14 protein-coding genes are annotated in these 15,199 nt (G+C 68.9%); 6 read left to right on the top strand and 8 right to left on the bottom strand.

From position 1 onward, the window contains the following. Positions 1-9: 9 nt before the first annotated feature. Positions 10-4,773 (top strand): NAD-glutamate dehydrogenase, encoded by a 4,764-nt coding sequence (locus IPJ61_RS08085; protein ID WP_297105216.1) that lies wholly within the window; start codon positions 10-12, stop codon positions 4,771-4,773. Positions 4,774-4,779: 6 nt separating this feature from the next. Here the strand turns inward: IPJ61_RS08085 and IPJ61_RS08080 are convergent, their stop codons facing one another. The 6 genes from IPJ61_RS08080 to IPJ61_RS08055 form a co-directional block, all read right to left on the bottom strand. Beyond that, positions 4,780-5,715, bottom strand: coding sequence for a cation diffusion facilitator family transporter (locus tag IPJ61_RS08080; RefSeq protein WP_297105214.1), 936 nt, complete (start codon positions 5,713-5,715; stop codon positions 4,780-4,782). Further along, positions 5,712-7,979, bottom strand: a complete 2,268-nt coding sequence (locus tag IPJ61_RS08075) for a heavy metal translocating P-type ATPase (protein ID WP_297105210.1) — start codon at positions 7,977-7,979, stop codon at positions 5,712-5,714. Before IPJ61_RS08075 ends, IPJ61_RS08080 begins: the two co-directional genes overlap by 4 nt. Further along, positions 7,976-8,161 carry a hypothetical protein gene (locus tag IPJ61_RS08070; RefSeq protein WP_297105207.1) on the bottom strand — a complete coding sequence of 62 codons (186 nt, stop codon included), beginning with the start codon at positions 8,159-8,161 and terminating at the stop codon, positions 7,976-7,978. Before IPJ61_RS08070 ends, IPJ61_RS08075 begins: the two co-directional genes overlap by 4 nt. A 173-nt stretch (positions 8,162-8,334) precedes the next feature. After that, the gene (locus IPJ61_RS08065) at positions 8,335-8,928 is read right to left on the bottom strand and encodes an NADPH-dependent FMN reductase (protein ID WP_297105205.1); all 594 of its coding nucleotides are present in this window, start codon (positions 8,926-8,928) and stop codon (positions 8,335-8,337) included. Between the two features lie 100 nt (positions 8,929-9,028). Continuing rightward, complete coding sequence (locus IPJ61_RS08060) at positions 9,029-9,397, bottom strand: DUF2200 domain-containing protein (RefSeq protein WP_366505377.1); 369 nt, start codon at positions 9,395-9,397, stop codon at positions 9,029-9,031. A gap of 19 nt (positions 9,398-9,416) precedes the next feature. Continuing rightward, positions 9,417-10,130, bottom strand: coding sequence for a hypothetical protein (locus IPJ61_RS08055; RefSeq protein ID WP_297105201.1), 714 nt, complete (start codon positions 10,128-10,130; stop codon positions 9,417-9,419). A 147-nt stretch (positions 10,131-10,277) separates the two neighbouring features. Between IPJ61_RS08055 and IPJ61_RS08050 the strand changes: the two genes are divergently transcribed. Genes IPJ61_RS08050 through IPJ61_RS08035 form a run of 4 tightly spaced genes read left to right on the top strand, consistent with a single transcriptional unit; the run spans position 10,278 to position 13,450 of the window. Next, positions 10,278-10,472 carry a hypothetical protein gene (locus IPJ61_RS08050; RefSeq protein WP_297105199.1) on the top strand — a complete coding sequence of 65 codons (195 nt, stop codon included), beginning with the start codon at positions 10,278-10,280 and terminating at the stop codon, positions 10,470-10,472. A gap of 6 nt (positions 10,473-10,478) precedes the next feature. Next, a complete protein-coding gene (locus tag IPJ61_RS08045) occupies positions 10,479-11,276 on the top strand; it encodes a Bug family tripartite tricarboxylate transporter substrate binding protein (protein WP_297105616.1) in 798 nt (265 codons plus the stop codon). After that, positions 11,273-11,899 carry a tripartite tricarboxylate transporter TctB family protein gene (locus IPJ61_RS08040; protein ID WP_297105196.1) on the top strand — a complete coding sequence of 209 codons (627 nt, stop codon included), beginning with the start codon at positions 11,273-11,275 and terminating at the stop codon, positions 11,897-11,899. Before IPJ61_RS08045 ends, IPJ61_RS08040 begins: the two co-directional genes overlap by 4 nt. A gap of 3 nt (positions 11,900-11,902) precedes the next feature. Further along, complete coding sequence (locus tag IPJ61_RS08035; RefSeq protein WP_297105193.1) at positions 11,903-13,450, top strand: tripartite tricarboxylate transporter permease; 1,548 nt, start codon at positions 11,903-11,905, stop codon at positions 13,448-13,450. Positions 13,451-13,456: 6 nt separating this feature from the next. On the opposite strand, the gene IPJ61_RS08030 is transcribed toward IPJ61_RS08035, so the two are convergent. Then, positions 13,457-14,125 carry a 4a-hydroxytetrahydrobiopterin dehydratase gene (locus IPJ61_RS08030; RefSeq protein ID WP_297105190.1) on the bottom strand — a complete coding sequence of 223 codons (669 nt, stop codon included), beginning with the start codon at positions 14,123-14,125 and terminating at the stop codon, positions 13,457-13,459. Between the two features lie 134 nt (positions 14,126-14,259). Then, complete coding sequence (locus IPJ61_RS22520; RefSeq protein ID WP_459251257.1) at positions 14,260-14,559, bottom strand: DUF1016 N-terminal domain-containing protein; 300 nt, start codon at positions 14,557-14,559, stop codon at positions 14,260-14,262. A 74-nt stretch (positions 14,560-14,633) separates the two neighbouring features. Between IPJ61_RS22520 and IPJ61_RS08025 the strand changes: the two genes are divergently transcribed. Further along, positions 14,634-15,197: a GNAT family N-acetyltransferase gene (locus IPJ61_RS08025; RefSeq protein WP_297105187.1), complete on the top strand. Its 564-nt coding sequence runs from the start codon at positions 14,634-14,636 to the stop codon at positions 15,195-15,197. Positions 15,198-15,199 lie beyond the last annotated feature (2 nt).

Here is a 15,199-nt window from a genome sequence, read left to right as displayed (position 1 = left end):
TGATGCACCATGACCGTCCTCGACGAGCGAAGAGAAGCACTGCTGGCGGAGGCCGCGAGCGGCATCGACACCGCCCCGATCGCCCCGCGGGAGCTGATCGACGCCTACCACCGGCACGTCCTGACTGAGGACCTCGCGGAGAGGTATCCCGACGACATCCGCGGGGCGGTGCTGAGTCACCTGGCGCTTGCCAGGACGCGGAAGCCGGGCGAGATCCTGGTCAGCGGCTTCACGCCGCGGGTCGACACGCATGGGTGGGCCACGGGCAACACGGTGCTGCAAGTGGTGACCGACGACGCCCCGTTCATCGTCGACTCCGTCACCGCGGAGCTCGACCGGCAGGGTCACGGGGTCAGGCTCCTGATCCATCCACAGCTTGAGGTCTCCCGCGACGCCGAAGGGGTCCTCATCGGTCTCGGCGACGGGCCGCGCGAGTCCTGGCTGCACATCGAGATCGGGCGCGTGGTGGGCCAGGATGCTCTCGACGCCCTCATCACCCGGGTGCGGGCGGTGCTCACGGACGTGGCCACGGCGGTCGCCGACTGGGAGCCTATGGTGCGGCAGGCCGTCGAGGTCTCGGCCGCGCTGGCGGCAGGCCCCGAGTCGGTCCCGGCTGCGGAGCGGCAGCAGGTGCGTGACCTGCTCGACTGGCTGGTCGATGACCACTTCGTCTTCCTCGGCTACCGCAGCTACCGCTACTCCGACGACGACGGCGTGCTGGAGCAGGTGCCGGGCAGCGGACTCGGCCTCATGCGCGGCGACTCCGGCACCTCGCGGCGTGCGCTCCGCGGCAGAGTCGGCGAGAAGGCGGGCGAGCGGCAGCTGCTGATCATCACGAAGGCCAACTCGCGCTCGACGGTGCACCGCTCCGTCTACCTCGACTACATCGGCGTCAAGACGGTCGACGAGAACGGCGTCGTCAACGGCGAGCACCGGTTCATCGGCCTCTTCACCTCGAACGTCTATCACGGCTCGGTGCGGGCCATCCCCTTCCTCGCCGCGAAGGTGCAGCGGGTGATGGAGGCCAGCGGGTTCGCCCCGGACAGCCACTCGGGCAAGCGGCTGCTGAACGTCCTGGAGACCTACCCGCGCGACGAGCTCTTCCAGGGCGACGCCGAGTACCTCACCGACGTGGCGCGCCGGATCGTCGCCTCGCGCTATCAACGCCAGACGCAGCTGTTCGCGCGCCCGGACGTCTACGGCAGGTTCACCTCGTGCCTCGTGCTGCTGCCGCGCGACAGGTACAACACCGACGTGCGCCTCCGGATCCAGGACATCCTGATGAACTCGTTCCATGGCACCGGCGTCGAGTACACGACCCGGGTCGACGACTCGGCGACGGCGATGGTCCATTACGTCATCCGGCGCGACGCCAGTAGCGCGCCCCCGGCGGAGGATCTCGACGACCTGCAGGAGTGGTTGCGGCGCGCGGTCCAGACGTGGGACAGCGACTGGCAGGCTGCGATGGTCGCCGAGTTCGGCGAGATCGAGGCCGCGCGGCTGGTGGCCCGGTGGGGCGGCGGCCTCGACGAGGCGTACAAGGCGATGCATCAGCCGCGGATGGCGGCGGTGGACGTGCGGCGTCTCGAGGAGCTCGTCGAAGGCATCGAGGCCAGCCTGTACCAGGAGATGTCGGCCCACCCCGGCGAGCGCCGCCTCCGCCTGTACTGCGACCGGGCCCTCGGCCTGACCGAGGTCCTGCCACTGCTGCTCGACTTCGGCCTCGCCGTGTCCGACGAGCGGACCCACCGTGTCGTCGCTCGCGATGGCGTCACGCGCCACATCCTCGACTTCGGCGTGTCCGCGGGGGACGAGAGCTGGTGGGCCCCCTCCGACGGCGAGGGCGCGGGCTTCCTGGCTGCCTTCCTCGCGGTGTGGGAGCGGCGGGCGGAGAGCGACCGGTTCAACCAGCTCATCGGCTCGGTCCGGCTCACCTGGCGGCAGGTCATCATCCTGCGCATGATCGCCGCCTATCTGCGGCAGACGATGCACTATTCGACCGGTTCCCTTGAGTCGGCCCTGGTGGAGAACCCGGACATCGCGCGCCAGCTCGTCGACGTGTTCGAGGCCCGGTTCCTGCCCGGAGACGTGACCGACCGCGATGCGCGGGAGCAGGCGGCGGCTGACGCCGTGCTCGCCGGCGTGGCGGACGTCCCCAGCCTCGACCACGATCAGATGATCCGTGCGTTTCTCGCGGTGATCCGCGCGGGTGAGCGCACCAACTTCTACCGTCCGGAGTCCGGCGGCGCCGTCGCCTTCAAGCTCGACCCGCAGCGCGTGCCGCACCTGCCCGCTCCGCGCCCGTTCGTGGAGACGTGGGTGTACAGCACGCGGCTGGAGGGCGTCCACCTGCGCTTCGGCAAGGTGGCGAGGGGTGGTCTGCGCTGGTCCGACCGGCGCGACGACTTCCGCACCGAGGTCCTCGGTCTCGTCAAGGCGCAGATGGTCAAGAACGCGGTCATCGTTCCGACGGGAGCGAAGGGCGGCTTCTACCCGAAGGGCTTGCCCGACCCGCAGCGCGACCGCGCGGCGTGGCTCGCGCAGGGCCGCGCCGCCTACCGCGAGTTCGTGAGCGCGCTGCTCAGCGTGACCGACAACCGGGTCCAGGGCCACACTCGCGGCCCCGACGGCGTGGTCCGGCACGACGGCGACGACAGTTACCTCGTGGTCGCCGCGGACAAGGGCACCGCCGCATTCTCCGACCTCGCCAACGAGGTCTCCACCGAGGACGGCTTCTGGCTGGGTGACGCGTTCGCGTCGGGCGGCTCGACCGGGTATGACCACAAGAGCATGGGCATCACCGCCCGCGGCGCGTGGGAGTCGGTGACGCGGCATTTCCTCGAGCGGGGCACCGATCCTCAGACGACCGACTTCACCGTCGTCGGTGTCGGCGACATGAGCGGCGACGTGTTCGGCAACGGGATGCTGCTGAGCGAGCACATCCGGCTGGTCGCCGCGTTCGATCACCGGCACGTCTTCGTTGACCCCACGCCCGACCCGGCGACGAGCTTCGCGGAGCGCGGGCGCATGTTCGCGCTGCCGTTCTCATCCTGGGCGGACTACGACACCACGCTGATCAGCGCGGGCGGCGGGGTGTTTCCCCGCTCTGCCAAGTCCATCGCGATCACGCCGGAGATGCGCGCGGCCCTCGGCCTCGGCGACGACGAGCACCTGACGCCTGCCGAACTCATGACGGCGATCCTGAAGGCTCCGGTCGACCTCTTCTGGAACGGCGGCATCGGCACGTACGTCAAGGCATCGACGGAGCAGCACGGTGAGGTCGGCGACCGGGCCAACGACGCCGTCAGGGTCAACGGCGCGGACCTCCGCTGCCGCGTCGTCGGTGAGGGCGGCAACCTCGGCGTCACGCAGCGCGGCCGCATCGAGGCGGCCCAGCGGGGGATCGGTATCAACACCGACGCCATCGACAACTCAGGCGGCGTCGACTCGTCGGACTACGAGGTCAACATCAAGATCCTGCTCGGCAGCCTCCTGGCGAACGGGCAGATGACAGAGCGGCAACGCAACGACCTGCTCGCCTCGATGACCAACGAGGTGGCCGCCAGCGTGCTGCGCACGAACTACGAACAGAACGTGCTCCTGAGCAACGCCCGGCACCTGGGCGGCGCGATGCTCGGCCCGCACGAGCGACTGATGGCGTGGCTGGAGGAGCACCGCGGGCTCGACCGTGCGCTCGAGGCGCTGCCCAGCGCCGCGGAGATGGAGCGCAGGGCGAAGGAGGGGCGCGGCCTCACCTCGCCGGAGTTCTCGGTACTGGTGGCTTACGCGAAGCTGGCGCTGAAGGATGCGCTGCTCGCCTCGACGGTCCCGGATGATCCGTGGCTGGAGTCCGAGCTGGCCGCCTATTTCCCCGGCCCCCTGCGCGGATTCGCCCAGGCGCGGCAGGAGCACCCGCTGCGCAGGGAGATCATCGCCAACCGGATCGCGAACTCGGTGGTCAACCGCGGCGGCATCACGTTCGCGCACCGTGCGATGGAGGAGTCCGGCGCCGGCCTCGCCGAGGTGGCGAAGGCGTTCGTGATCGCGCGGGAGGTGTTCGACCTGCGCGGCTTCGTCGGTGCGGTCGGTCAGCTCGACGGCGCGGTGCCGACGGCGATGCAGTGTCGGCTCTACGTCGAGTTCCGGCGCCTGCTGGACCGGACCGTCCGGTACCTCCTCGCACGGCGTCCCCAGACGGCCGACATCGGTAGCGAGATCGAGGCGTACCGCGGGACCGTGCAGCAACTGGCCGCCACGATCACCGACCTCTACGACGAGGCGGGCCTGGTCCGCTACCGCCAGCGCGTCGCCGACTTCGCCGCGGGCGACGCCCCCGACGAGCTTGCCGCCCGCACGGCGGGTCTGCTCGACGGCGTCGCGTTCCTCGGCGTGGTGGACCTCGCGCGCCAGGTCGACCTCGATCCCGAACTCGTCGCGCGCGGCTACCTCCACCTCGCGGGAGTCGTGGGCCTCGACGACCTGCTCGAGATGCTGGCTCGGCTGTCGAGCGAGGGCCGCTGGGACGCCGTCGCGAAGTCCGCGCTGCGCCAGGATCTCTACCGGCTCACGCTGTCGCTCACCGCCGATGCCCTCTCAGGCGACGACGCGGAGGACCCGGCCGAGCGGGTGCGTCTGTGGGCGACCCGTCACACGACGGCGCTGGCCGGTCTGCGGGCGACCCTCGGCGACCTGCAGGGGGAGTCGGCGGCGGGCCTCGGCCAGATGTGGGTGCTGGTCCGCGACCTCGGTCTGCTGACAGGCGCGCCGGAGTAGCCCGAGCTATCCGTGTTTCGTCGCGTCCGGTTCGTGTTCGGCGATGTGCGCGGTCTCGATCTGGAACGTTGAGTGGTGGACGGACACGTCGAAGTGCTCGGCGACGCACTCCCGGACGTCGTGCAGCATCCGGGCGGCGTGCCCGTCGGTGAAGCACTCGTCGTCGACGACGACGTGCGCGGTCAGCGTCGGGAGCCCGGTGGCGACCGTGGAAGCGTGCAGGTCGTGGACGTCTCGGACGTGGTCGAGGGCGAGGATGTGGCTGCGCACCTCGTCGAGGTCGAGGCCCTTGGGCGTGAACTCCATCAGCACGCTTGTGGTCTCGCGCATCAGCGTGAACGCCCGCGGTACGATTAGCGCGGCGATGACGAGGCCCGCGATGGCGTCGGCCTGCTGGAACCCCGTGGTGGCGATGACGATCGCGGCGACGATCACCCCCACCGAGCCGAGGGCGTCGTTCAGGACCTCGAGGAACGCCGCGCGCATGTTGAAGTTCGCGCCGCGGCTGGACGCGAGGACCGCGATCGCGATGACGTTGGCGACGAGGCCGATGATGCCGAAGACCAGCAGCTCGGTGGCGGGAACCTCCGGCGGCGCGAACAGACGCCGAACCCCCTCGACGGCAGCGTAGATGCCGACGGCGAGGAGCAGGACGGCTTGGCCGAGCGCTGCGATGACCTCGATCCTGCGGAATCCCCAGGTGCGGTGCGAGTCCGCGGGCTTGAGCATGAGCGTCGCGGCGATGAGCGCCACGAGCAGGCCTGAGGCGTCGGTGATCGCGTGCGCGGTGTCCGTGAGCAGCGCGAGGCTGCCGGTGACGACCGCGCCGACCGCCTGCGCGACGACGATGGTGGCGGTGATCGCGAAGGCGATCCACAGCCGGGCCCGGTGATCTCCCGGCTGCCCGGCCTCGGCGGCGTGCCCGTGGCTGTGCCCGCTCATGCGGCGGTGACGCTCCGGAACCCGCGCAGGCGGAGGCTGTTGCCGACGACGAAGACGCTGGAGAACGCCATCGCCGCGCCCGCGAGCATGGGGTTGAGCATGCCGAGCGCCGCGATCGGGATGGCGGCGACGTTGTAGGCGAACGCCCAGAACAGGTTGGTTTTGATGGTGCCGAGCGTCCTGCGGGACAGCCGGATGGCGTCGACGGCGCCGCGTAGGTCTCCGCGGACAAGGGTGAGGTCCGAGGCCTCGATCGCGACATCGGTGCCTGTTCCCATGGCGAGGCCGAGGTCCGCCTGCGCGAGCGCCGGGGCGTCGTTGACGCCGTCGCCGACCATCGCGACGATCTTGCCCTCCTTCTGGAGGCGAGCGACGACCTCGACCTTGTCCTTCGGCAGTACCTCGGCGATCACCTGGTCGATGCCGACCTCGGCGGCGATCTGGCGGGCGACCGTCTCGTTGTCGCCGGTGAGCAGCACGGGTACCAGGCCGATCTCCTTGAGCTCGGCGACGGCCTGCGCGCTGGTGGGCTTGACCGTGTCGGCGACGACGAGGAGGCCTCGCGCGGCTCCGTCCCAACCGGCGGCGACGACCGTCTTGCCCTCGCGCTCCGCCTCGGCCTTCGCCGCGGCGAGTTCAGGGGAGAGAGGGAGCGCGTCGTCGGCGAGCAACGACTGGCGGCCGACGACGACGGAGCGGCCATCGACGACGCCACGCACGCCCTTGCCCTCCACGTTGGCGAAGTCGGTGGGTGTCGGGAGCTGCCCGACCTCCTTTGTGGCAGCCTTCGCGATCGCCTGCGCGATGGGATGCTCAGAAGCATCTTCCAGCGCGCCCGCGAGGCGCAGCAGCTCGCCGCGGTCGACGCCGGGCCCTGCCACGACATCGACGAGCGTCATCTTGCCAGTGGTGACGGTGCCGGTCTTGTCGAGCACGATGGTGTCGACCTTGCGGGTCGACTCCAGCACCTCGGGGCCCTTGATCAGGATGCCCATCTGGGCGCCGCGCCCCGTGCCGACGAGCAACGCCGTCGGCGTGGCGAGTCCCAACGCGCAGGGGCACGCGATCACGAGGACGGCGACCGCGGCGGTGAAGGCGGCGGTGGCCGGGAACCCCGCGCCGAGCCAGGCGCCCAGCGTCGCGACCGCGATGACGATGACGATGGGAACGAAGACGCCGGAGATCCTGTCGGCCAGCCGCTGCACCTCCGCCTTGCCTGTCTGCGCGTCCTCGACCAGCTTTGCCATTTGCGCGAGCTGGGTGTCGGAGCCGACGCGCGTCGCGCGGACGACGAGGCGACCGCCTGCGTTGACGGTGGCGCCGGTGACGGGATCCCCGACGCCGACCTCCACGGGGACCGACTCGCCGGTCAGCATCGAGGCGTCGACGGCGGAGGTGCCGGACACGATCACGCCGTCGGTGGCGATCTTCTCGCCCGGGCGGACGATGAACTCGTCGCCGACCCGCAGATCCTCGATCGCGATCTTGACCTCGGCGCCGCCCCGGACCACCGAGACCTCCTTCGCGCCCAACTCGAGTAGGGCGCGAAGCGCGGCGCCTGCCTGCCGCTTTGAGCGCTTCTCGAAGTAGCGTCCGGCGAGGATGAACATCGTCACGCCGGCGCCGACCTCAAGGTAGATGTTGGCCGCGCCGTCGGACGGGGCGATCGTGAGCTCGAACGGGTGCACCATGCCCGGTGTGCCCGCTGTTCCGAGGAACAACGCATACAGCGACCAGAGGAACGCTGCGGAGGTGCCCATCGAGATGAGGGTGTCCATCGTCGCGGCGCCGTGCTTCAGGTTGGTCCACGCGGCCTTGTGGAACGGCCACGCCGCCCAGACGATTACCGGCGCGGCGAGCGCGAGCGAGGCCCACTGCCAGTAGGTGAACTGCAGCGCGGGGATCATGGCCATCGCGATCACGGGGACGGTGAGCACGATCGACCCGATCAGCCGCTGCCGCAGCGCCGTCAGTTCGGCGTCGTCAGCGGTACCCCCGGAGTCGACCGGTGTTGCCTTCTCGACCTTCGGCTTCGGGAGCGCTGCGGTGTAGCCGGTCTTCTCGACCTCGGCGATCAACAGCGCGGGGTCGTACCCCTCCGGGACGGTGACCTTCGCCTTCTCTGTCGCGTAGTTCACGGTTGCGGAGACGCCGTCGAGCTTGTTGAGCTTCTTCTCGATCCGGTTCGCGCAGGAGGCGCAGGTCATGCCGCCGATCTCCAACTCGAACGTGGGGATCCCGCCCGGAATCGGGTGCGCGCTCATCGCTCCTCCTCGGTCTCGTCGTGGCCGTCGGATCCGTGGTCTGGCGCGCCGTGGCCGTCGGCCTGGTTCATCCACGAGGTCACGACGCTCTCCGGCACGACGACGCTGGCCAGCCCATAGGCCGCGCCGAATGCTGCCAGCAAGCCGACTCCGTAGATCGCGAGCTTGGTGCCTGCCTTCATGGATCTCCTCGTGTCTCAGTACCCCCATAGGGTATCTCTCTCTGAGAACCGTATACCCTATGGGGGTATTCCACAAGGGCCGAGATGGCGCCCCGCCATGACTCCCTCCTCCGCCTTTTCACTCATCCCGCCTGACGCCGCGTCCTATCCGCACCTTTGGACGCGACAGACCACTAGGAGCGTGGGATCACCGCGAGTACCCGGCGCATGTAGTCGTAGAAGGCGGCCATGAAGTTGGTCAAAAACTCGCGCGTCGAGTCGACCGTGACGGTGCCGTCGTCCTCGATGAGGCCGGGTGTGAAGTGGACGTATGCCTCGGGTGAGGTCATCTGACGGGCATTGAGGAAGCTCAGGGTCGCGCGCAGCGACTGCTGCCCGACGGCGGTGCCGATCGATCCCGGCGAGGCGCCGATGACGGCCGTCGGTAGCTGCGCCCACACGTTCTCTCCCCATGGGCGGCTGCCCCAGTCGATGGCGTTCTTGAGCGCCCCGGGGAGGGAGCGGTTGTACTCGGGGGTGACGAACAGAAGCGCGTCGGACGCCGTAATCTTTTCCTTGAAGTCGACGGCGGCCCGCGGGTAGTCGGCGTCGAAGTCCCGGTTATACAGAGGGAGTTCGGCGTAGGAGATCTCGTGGAACTCGAGCTGGGGAGGCGCCAGCCTCTCCAGCGCGTTGGCCAGCTTGCGGTTGATCGAGTCGCGCGAAAGGCTGCCGATGATGACGCCGACGCGGTACGGCGGCTCGTGCTCGAAGATCTGAACGGGCATTGCTGTCCCTCCTCTGGGCTGGGTGTACTGTCCCCAGCCTCCTCCTTCGACGGCGCTCCCGCCAGCCCCGTTTTCTACGGGCTGAGGGCGTCGCGCGGCGTCAGCCTGCTGCCGGCTCCCGGAGGATGGAGGCCATCTTCTTGCCGCGGGCCAGTTCGTCGACCAGTTTGTCCATGTACCGGATCCGCTGCATCAGCGGGTCCTCGATCTCTTCGACGCGGTAGCCGCAGATCACGCCGGTAATGAGCGACACGTTCGGGTTGATCGCGGGAGCTTCGGCGAAGAAGGACTCGAGCGTCTCCTCGTCGTCGATCGCCTTCTGCAGGCCGGCCTTGTCATATCCCGTCAGCCAGGTGAGGACCTGATCGAGCTCCTCGCAGGTACGGCCCTTGCGCTCGACCTTCTCGATGTAGAGCGGATAGATGCTCGCGAACGGCATCCGGAAGACGCGCTGGAGGTTGTGTGCCACGAAAGGCAGTCTCTCACGGTCAGGCGGCGACCAGCTGGCCCGAAGGGTTGTCGGAAGGAGCCGGGCTTCCTCCGCGCCCGATGTTCCAACCGAGGACGCCGACGAGCAGGCCGCAGATCACCATCAGCGCAGCGGTGAGGTAGCCGCTCCCGGGCGGCATGTCCCAGTTGGCGTCGCTGAGACCGATCATCATCATGTAGTCGAGCACCGTGTGCGCGACCCCGAAACCGGTCACCGCGAGCAGCCCGAGCAGGCTGAGGGAACGCTCGCGACCCTTGGGCGACCAGACGAGGATCACGATGGCAGCGACCAGCCCTGCCAGTTCGATCGCCCCCGAAGTCCGAGTCAACTCCCAGAGCGTGTCGGCGTCGAGCGTCCGTCGCGTCTCCATGGCGTACCACACGAGCGGAACGACTGGGAGCAGGACAACCGTCTTCAGCCGCGCATTCAGGCGGAGCCGGGGGACGAAGGTCAACCAGCCCACCCCGAGCAGCAGGGCTGACAGCGCCTTGGCCTCCGCGGTGCCGGCGGCGAGCGGCACGGCATCACTGCCATCCATGCGCTGTAGGCAGGCATCAGTGAACTCGGCCGGGTATTGGTAGCCGGCCAGGATGCTCCCGCTGAGTCCGGCGTCGTCGCACGGCAGCCACGCCAGCCAGGTCGCGACGCCGGCGGCGATGCCGGCCGCAACGAGTGTCAGCGAAAGAAATACATACGCGAATCTTGCCCCCATGCAAGGAGCGTAACCTGTACGCCGACGCAGGGGAAGGGCGGGCCGCGACGCCGCGAGCGTGGTGTCCCCATCGCCTTTCGGTGATTGACGCGACGGCATGTCGCCTACCACTATAGGGCGCAGCCCGGTAGACGGAGGACGTACTCCATGGCAACGAAGCTCAACATCAAGGCGACTATCGGGGTGCTCGTCGTAGCCGTCCTGGCCGGTTTCGCCGTCGCAGACGCGCGCGACACCGACACCAGCGGCCGATCCCGAGCCGCCCTCACCGTGATGGCGCCGGCCGCGGCCGGAGGCGGATGGGACCTGGTCGCGCGCGAGACGCAGGCCGCGCTGCGGTAGAACCGCATCGTCAGCACGGTCCAGGTCTCGAACGTGCCCGGTGCCGCGGGGACCATCGGGTTGAGCCAGCTTGCCCGGATGAAGGGCAAGCCCGACATCATCATGGTCACCGGCACGGTCATGCTGGGCGGCATCGCCCGCGGCTCCGACTTCACCCTTGCGGACACGACGCCGATCGCCCGGCTCGCCGAGGACTTCCAGGTGATCGCCGTCCCGAGCAGCTCCCCGTTCCAGACGCTTGACGACCTGCTTGAGGCGTGGAAGGCCGATCCCGAGTCGATCCCGATCGGCGGCGGCTCGGCGGGCGGCGTCGACCACTTGGTCGCCGGGCAGATGGCGCGCGCCATCGGGCTCGATCCCGCCGAGGTGAAGTACACGCCCCACTCCGGCGGTGGCGAGTTGACGATCTCGCTGCTCTCCGGAGCCGCCGGCACCGTCAACGTCGGCATCAGCGGGTTCAACGACTTCCGCGACATGATCGAGGCCGGCCGCATCCGCGGACTGGCCGTCGTCGCCCCTGAGCCGCTCGCCGGCGTCGAGATCCCGACGATGAACGAGCTGGGCTATCCCGAGGTGAACCTCACCAACTGGCGCGGCTTCGTGGCGGCCCCAGGCATCACCGAGGCCGACCGCGCGGAGCTGATCGCGATCGTGAGCGAGATGGTTGTCACCCCCGAGTGGCAGGCGGCGGTCGAACGTAACCGGTGGAAGGAGAACTTCCTCGCCGGCGACGACTTCAGGGCATTCATCGATGAGGAGCAGGAGTCGATCTCGACGCTGCTGAAGGAGCTGGGACTGGTATGAACGCACCTGAGAAGAACCTGCCGTCCGCCGACGCCTCGGCTGAGAGCGGCGTCCCGACGCGACCCGCGCCGGTGCGCGGTGTCCTCGTGATCGCTGCGGTCCTCGTGGTGATCGCCGGGCTGCTGATCTACGGCAATCTGACGATGAAGGTGGCCAACCCCGGGCCGTTCGGGCCCCAGGTGTTCCCGTGGATCGTCGCCGTCGTCTGCCTGCTTGCCGCCACCCTCATCGTCATCGAACAGATCCGGCACCCCCGAACCGTTGCCGACGGCTTCAACCCGGACCCGTTCTCGGGTGTCGGCGTGGTCCACGACCCGTTCGACGAGAGCGTCGCCCCGCAGCTCAAGGCGGAGGCCGCAGAGGATGCTCCGCCGGAGGGCGTCAACTGGGTGAAGCTCGGCTCCGCACTCGCGACGATGGTCGTGTTCACGCTCATCCTTGAGCCCGTCGGGTGGCTCATCAGCGCGACCCTGCTGTTCGCCGCGATGTCGCTGTCGCTCGGCGGCACGAAGGTGGTGCCCTCGCTCGTCATCGGGTTGGGCCTTGCGTCGGTCATTCAGGTGGTATTCAGCGGCATGCTCGGCATGACGTTGCCCGCCGGGATCCTGCTTCTGGGGGTGTGAGTCATGGAACAGCTGTCCCACCTGATCGAGGGCTTCGGCCAGATCCTCACTCTGCAGAACCTGCTGTGGGTCACCATCGGTGCCTTCCTCGGCACTGCCATCGGCGTCCTACCGGGCCTCGGGTCGGCCATGGCCGTCGGACTGCTGCTGCCGCTCACGTTCACGCTCGAGCCGCTGTCGGCGTTGACGATGTTCGCAGGCATCTACTTCGGCGGCCTCTTCGGTGACTCCATCGCCGGCATCCTGATGAACACGCCGGGCAACAGCACGGCGATCGCGAGCGCGTTCGAGGGCCACATGATGGCCCGGAGGGGCAAGGCTGCCCAGGCGCTCGCCACCGCTGCCATCGGTGCGTTCACCGGCGGCATCATCGCAACCACGCTTGTGGTGTTCTTCGCGCCGTCGATGGCCTCGCTTGCCGAGCAGTTCGGTCCCGCGGAGTACTTCGCCCTTGCGTTGTTCGCGTTCGTCGCGATCTCGACGGTGGTGGCCGACTCGGTGGTCCGCGGTCTTGCCGCCCTGGCCATCGGCCTGGCGCTGGCGATGGTCGGCATCGACCAGTCGACGGGCACGGCGCGCTTCACATTCGGCATCCCGGCCCTTTTCGACGGCATCTCGGTGGTGGTGATCACGGTCGCGCTGCTGGCGATCGGCGAGGTGCTGCACGTCGCGTCCAAGGTGGGGCGCCCCGACGACAAGACGCTCATCAAGACAGAGGGCCGCCCGTGGCTCAGCAAGGCGGAGTTCCGGGCGGCCCTGCCCGCCTGGCTCCGCGGCACCGCGTTCGGCGTCCCGTTCGGCATCATCCCCGCGGGCGGCGCGGAGGTCCCGACGTTCCTCGCCTACGGCACCGAACGCAAGCTCGACGCCCGCCGCAAGGTCCCGATGTTCGGCAAGGGATCCATCCAAGGCGTCGCCGGACCGGAGGCCGCTGGCAACGCCACCGCCGGCTCCGCGATGGGTGCGCTGCTGGCGCTGGGCCTTCCGACGTCGGCCACCGCGGCCCTGCTGTTGGTCGCCTTCCGCCAGTACGGGATGCAGCCTGGGCCGCTGCTCTTCGAGCGCAGCGCCGACATTGTGTGGGCACTGCTCGCTGCGCTGTTCATTGCCATGGTGATCCTGCTGATCCTCAACCTGCCGTTCGCGCCGATGTGGGCCATGTTGCTGCGGGTGCCGAAGGAGTATCTGTACGCGGGGATCACCGTCTTCGCCGCGTTCGGCGTGTACGCCGCGGGGGCGTCGACGATCGACCTCGCCGTCATGATCGCGATCGGCCTGCTCGGCTACGTGATGCGCCAGTACGACGTCCCGCTGGCGCCCGTCCTGATCGCGCTCATCCTTGGCCCGCTCGCGGAGTACTCGCTGCGCGACGCGATGGCGAACTCGGGCAACAACCCGGCGGTCCTCGTCAGCTCGCCGATCACGATCGGCCTGTATGCGGTGCTGATCGGCGGCGTGATCTGGAACGGCTACCGCCGCGTCCAGGAGAAGAAGTTGGCGGCCGAACTGATGGCGGTCTCCGAGGCCGACGAGGAGTCGACGACCCGTTGACGCCCCTCAGCCTTCGAGTGGTCCGGCGACCGAGCAGACACAGGAGCGGTTGCCGTCGGCGTCCTCGACGACCCAGAACGACGGCGCCATCGCGTCGCTGACGAGTGTTCCGCCCGCTGCCAGGATGGCGTCGACGCGTGCCTCGGCTTCGTCGATCGGGACCCAGACGTCGAGATGCCAGCGCTGCGGCGGGGACGCCGGCGGCAGCAGCGGCGTGTCGGTACTCGGCTCCTGGAACCACATCGGCGGCGCCTGCCCGGGAGCCAAGTCACCGCTCCCGGTGTCCTTCGCGTCGAGGAGGGCGGCGTAGAACCCGACGACGGCGGTGTGATCGTCGGTGTCGAGGGCGAGATCGACATCCGTGATCGATGTGTCGTGGCCGATGCCGAGGTCGGCCGCGATGGTTGAGATCTCGCGCGCGAGGTCGATGTCGCGGCCGGTGATTCCGCCGAGGTCGTGGCTCGTGAGCGACACTCCGACCTCGGGGTAGGTGAGGGTGATGTCCGGGTGGTGGTTGCGGCGCTCGGCGGCGTCGCCGATGCGGTTGATGAGTTCGAGGCCGCGGGCGAAGTCGCCGGTGCGGAATCGGGCTCGCAGGGTGTGCCGGATCTGTCGCCATTCGGCGAGGCCGGCCGCCGCGACCTGCGCGGGCGAGAGACGTGTCTGATCGTTCATTCCTCCACCTTGCCACCGTCTGGATCTGCCGTCTGCCGTGATCGCGCGTCGGTGGGGGGAAGCCGAGGAAGTAGGGGTCGCGGAAGCTGTCGATGGGCAAAGCCGAACCGCCGAGAGCCTGCGCATTCCCGATGTCATTGCGCTCGAACCCCTGACGGCCGATGAGTTCCTTGAGCGCACGGACGCTCAGACGCCCGTCGAGGGTCTGGGCCACGTAGAAGCCCCCGCCTCGGGGGTCCCTGACGGGAATAAGCGCCGCGAAGTGGCTCCAACTCGATTGTTGCGACAAGTGTCCCAACAGCTTCCGCCTGAGGGAACGCGCGAGCGAACGTCACCATCCGGTGCAAGTTGGACCGACCGAAACCCCGGCCGAGCGTCCTCCTCAATTGTCGCGACAGCGTGGCGACAATCTCTTGGTGCCGGGCGCGGAACAAGCACCCGCTGCATAGCCCGCGAGGCGGTCTGCTTGAATGTGGATCCCGGCGTCAGGAACACGAGAAGGCTGAACATGCGATTCATCACCGACCGGTTGACGATCCGTCGATTCGAGCCGGACGACTGGCGAGATCTGCACGACTACCTATCCCGGCCCGAAGTCGTCGCATACGAGCCGTACGACGTTTACTCGGAGGCCCAGGCGAGGGAGGAGAGCGCGCGTCGGGCGGAAGACCCCGCGTTTTGGGCGGTCGAGGCGAGAGGCGAGGCCAGGGTCGTTGGCAACGTATGGCTGGGCGAGAACGGGGTGGAGACCCGGGAGCTGGGCTATGTGTTCAACTCCCGCGACTGGGGAAAGGGGTTCGCGTCAGAGGCCTGCCGGGAACTGGTCGGATGGGCGTTCTCCGAAGGAACGCGTCGGATCGTCGCCGAGTGCAACCCGCTCAATCTCGCGTCGTGGCAGCTGCTGGAGCGGCTCGGCTTCCGCCGTGAGGGGCACCTGATCGAGAACGTGGCCTTCCGCCGAGACGACGAGGGGCGCCCGGTGTGGCAGGACACCTACGTCTACGCACTGTTGGCCAGCGAGTGGATGCCCAGGCATGGGGCTATGCTCGGTCATGCCGTGCGAGCTGAATGAGG

The sequence above is a fragment of the Tessaracoccus sp. genome (assembly GCF_016714275.1).
Classification (GTDB): Bacteria; Actinomycetota; Actinomycetes; order Propionibacteriales; family Propionibacteriaceae; genus Arachnia.
Note: the sequence above shows the minus strand (reverse complement) of the source record. Positions and strands in the feature narration are given on the sequence as shown.

Bases quoted from the DNA above. Each gene is read 5' to 3' on its own strand.
- IPJ61_RS08085 (WP_297105216.1), top strand. From the start codon at position 10: ATGACCGTCCTCGACGAGCGAAGAGAAGCACTGCTGGCGGAGGCCGCG.
- IPJ61_RS08080 (WP_297105214.1), bottom strand. From the start codon at position 5,715: ATGAGCGGGCACAGCCACGGGCACGCCGCCGAGGCCGGGCAGCCGGGA.
- IPJ61_RS08075 (WP_297105210.1), bottom strand. From the start codon at position 7,979: ATGAGCGCGCACCCGATTCCGGGCGGGATCCCCACGTTCGAGTTGGAG.
- IPJ61_RS08070 (WP_297105207.1), bottom strand. From the start codon at position 8,161: ATGAAGGCAGGCACCAAGCTCGCGATCTACGGAGTCGGCTTGCTGGCA.
- IPJ61_RS08065 (WP_297105205.1), bottom strand. From the start codon at position 8,928: ATGCCCGTTCAGATCTTCGAGCACGAGCCGCCGTACCGCGTCGGCGTC.
- IPJ61_RS08055 (WP_297105201.1), bottom strand. From the start codon at position 10,130: ATGGGGGCAAGATTCGCGTATGTATTTCTTTCGCTGACACTCGTTGCG.
- IPJ61_RS08050 (WP_297105199.1), top strand. From the start codon at position 10,278: ATGGCAACGAAGCTCAACATCAAGGCGACTATCGGGGTGCTCGTCGTA.
- IPJ61_RS08040 (WP_297105196.1), top strand. From the start codon at position 11,273: ATGAACGCACCTGAGAAGAACCTGCCGTCCGCCGACGCCTCGGCTGAG.
- IPJ61_RS08035 (WP_297105193.1), top strand. From the start codon at position 11,903: ATGGAACAGCTGTCCCACCTGATCGAGGGCTTCGGCCAGATCCTCACT.
- IPJ61_RS08030 (WP_297105190.1), bottom strand. From the start codon at position 14,125: ATGAACGATCAGACACGTCTCTCGCCCGCGCAGGTCGCGGCGGCCGGC.
- IPJ61_RS08025 (WP_297105187.1), top strand. From the start codon at position 14,634: ATGCGATTCATCACCGACCGGTTGACGATCCGTCGATTCGAGCCGGAC.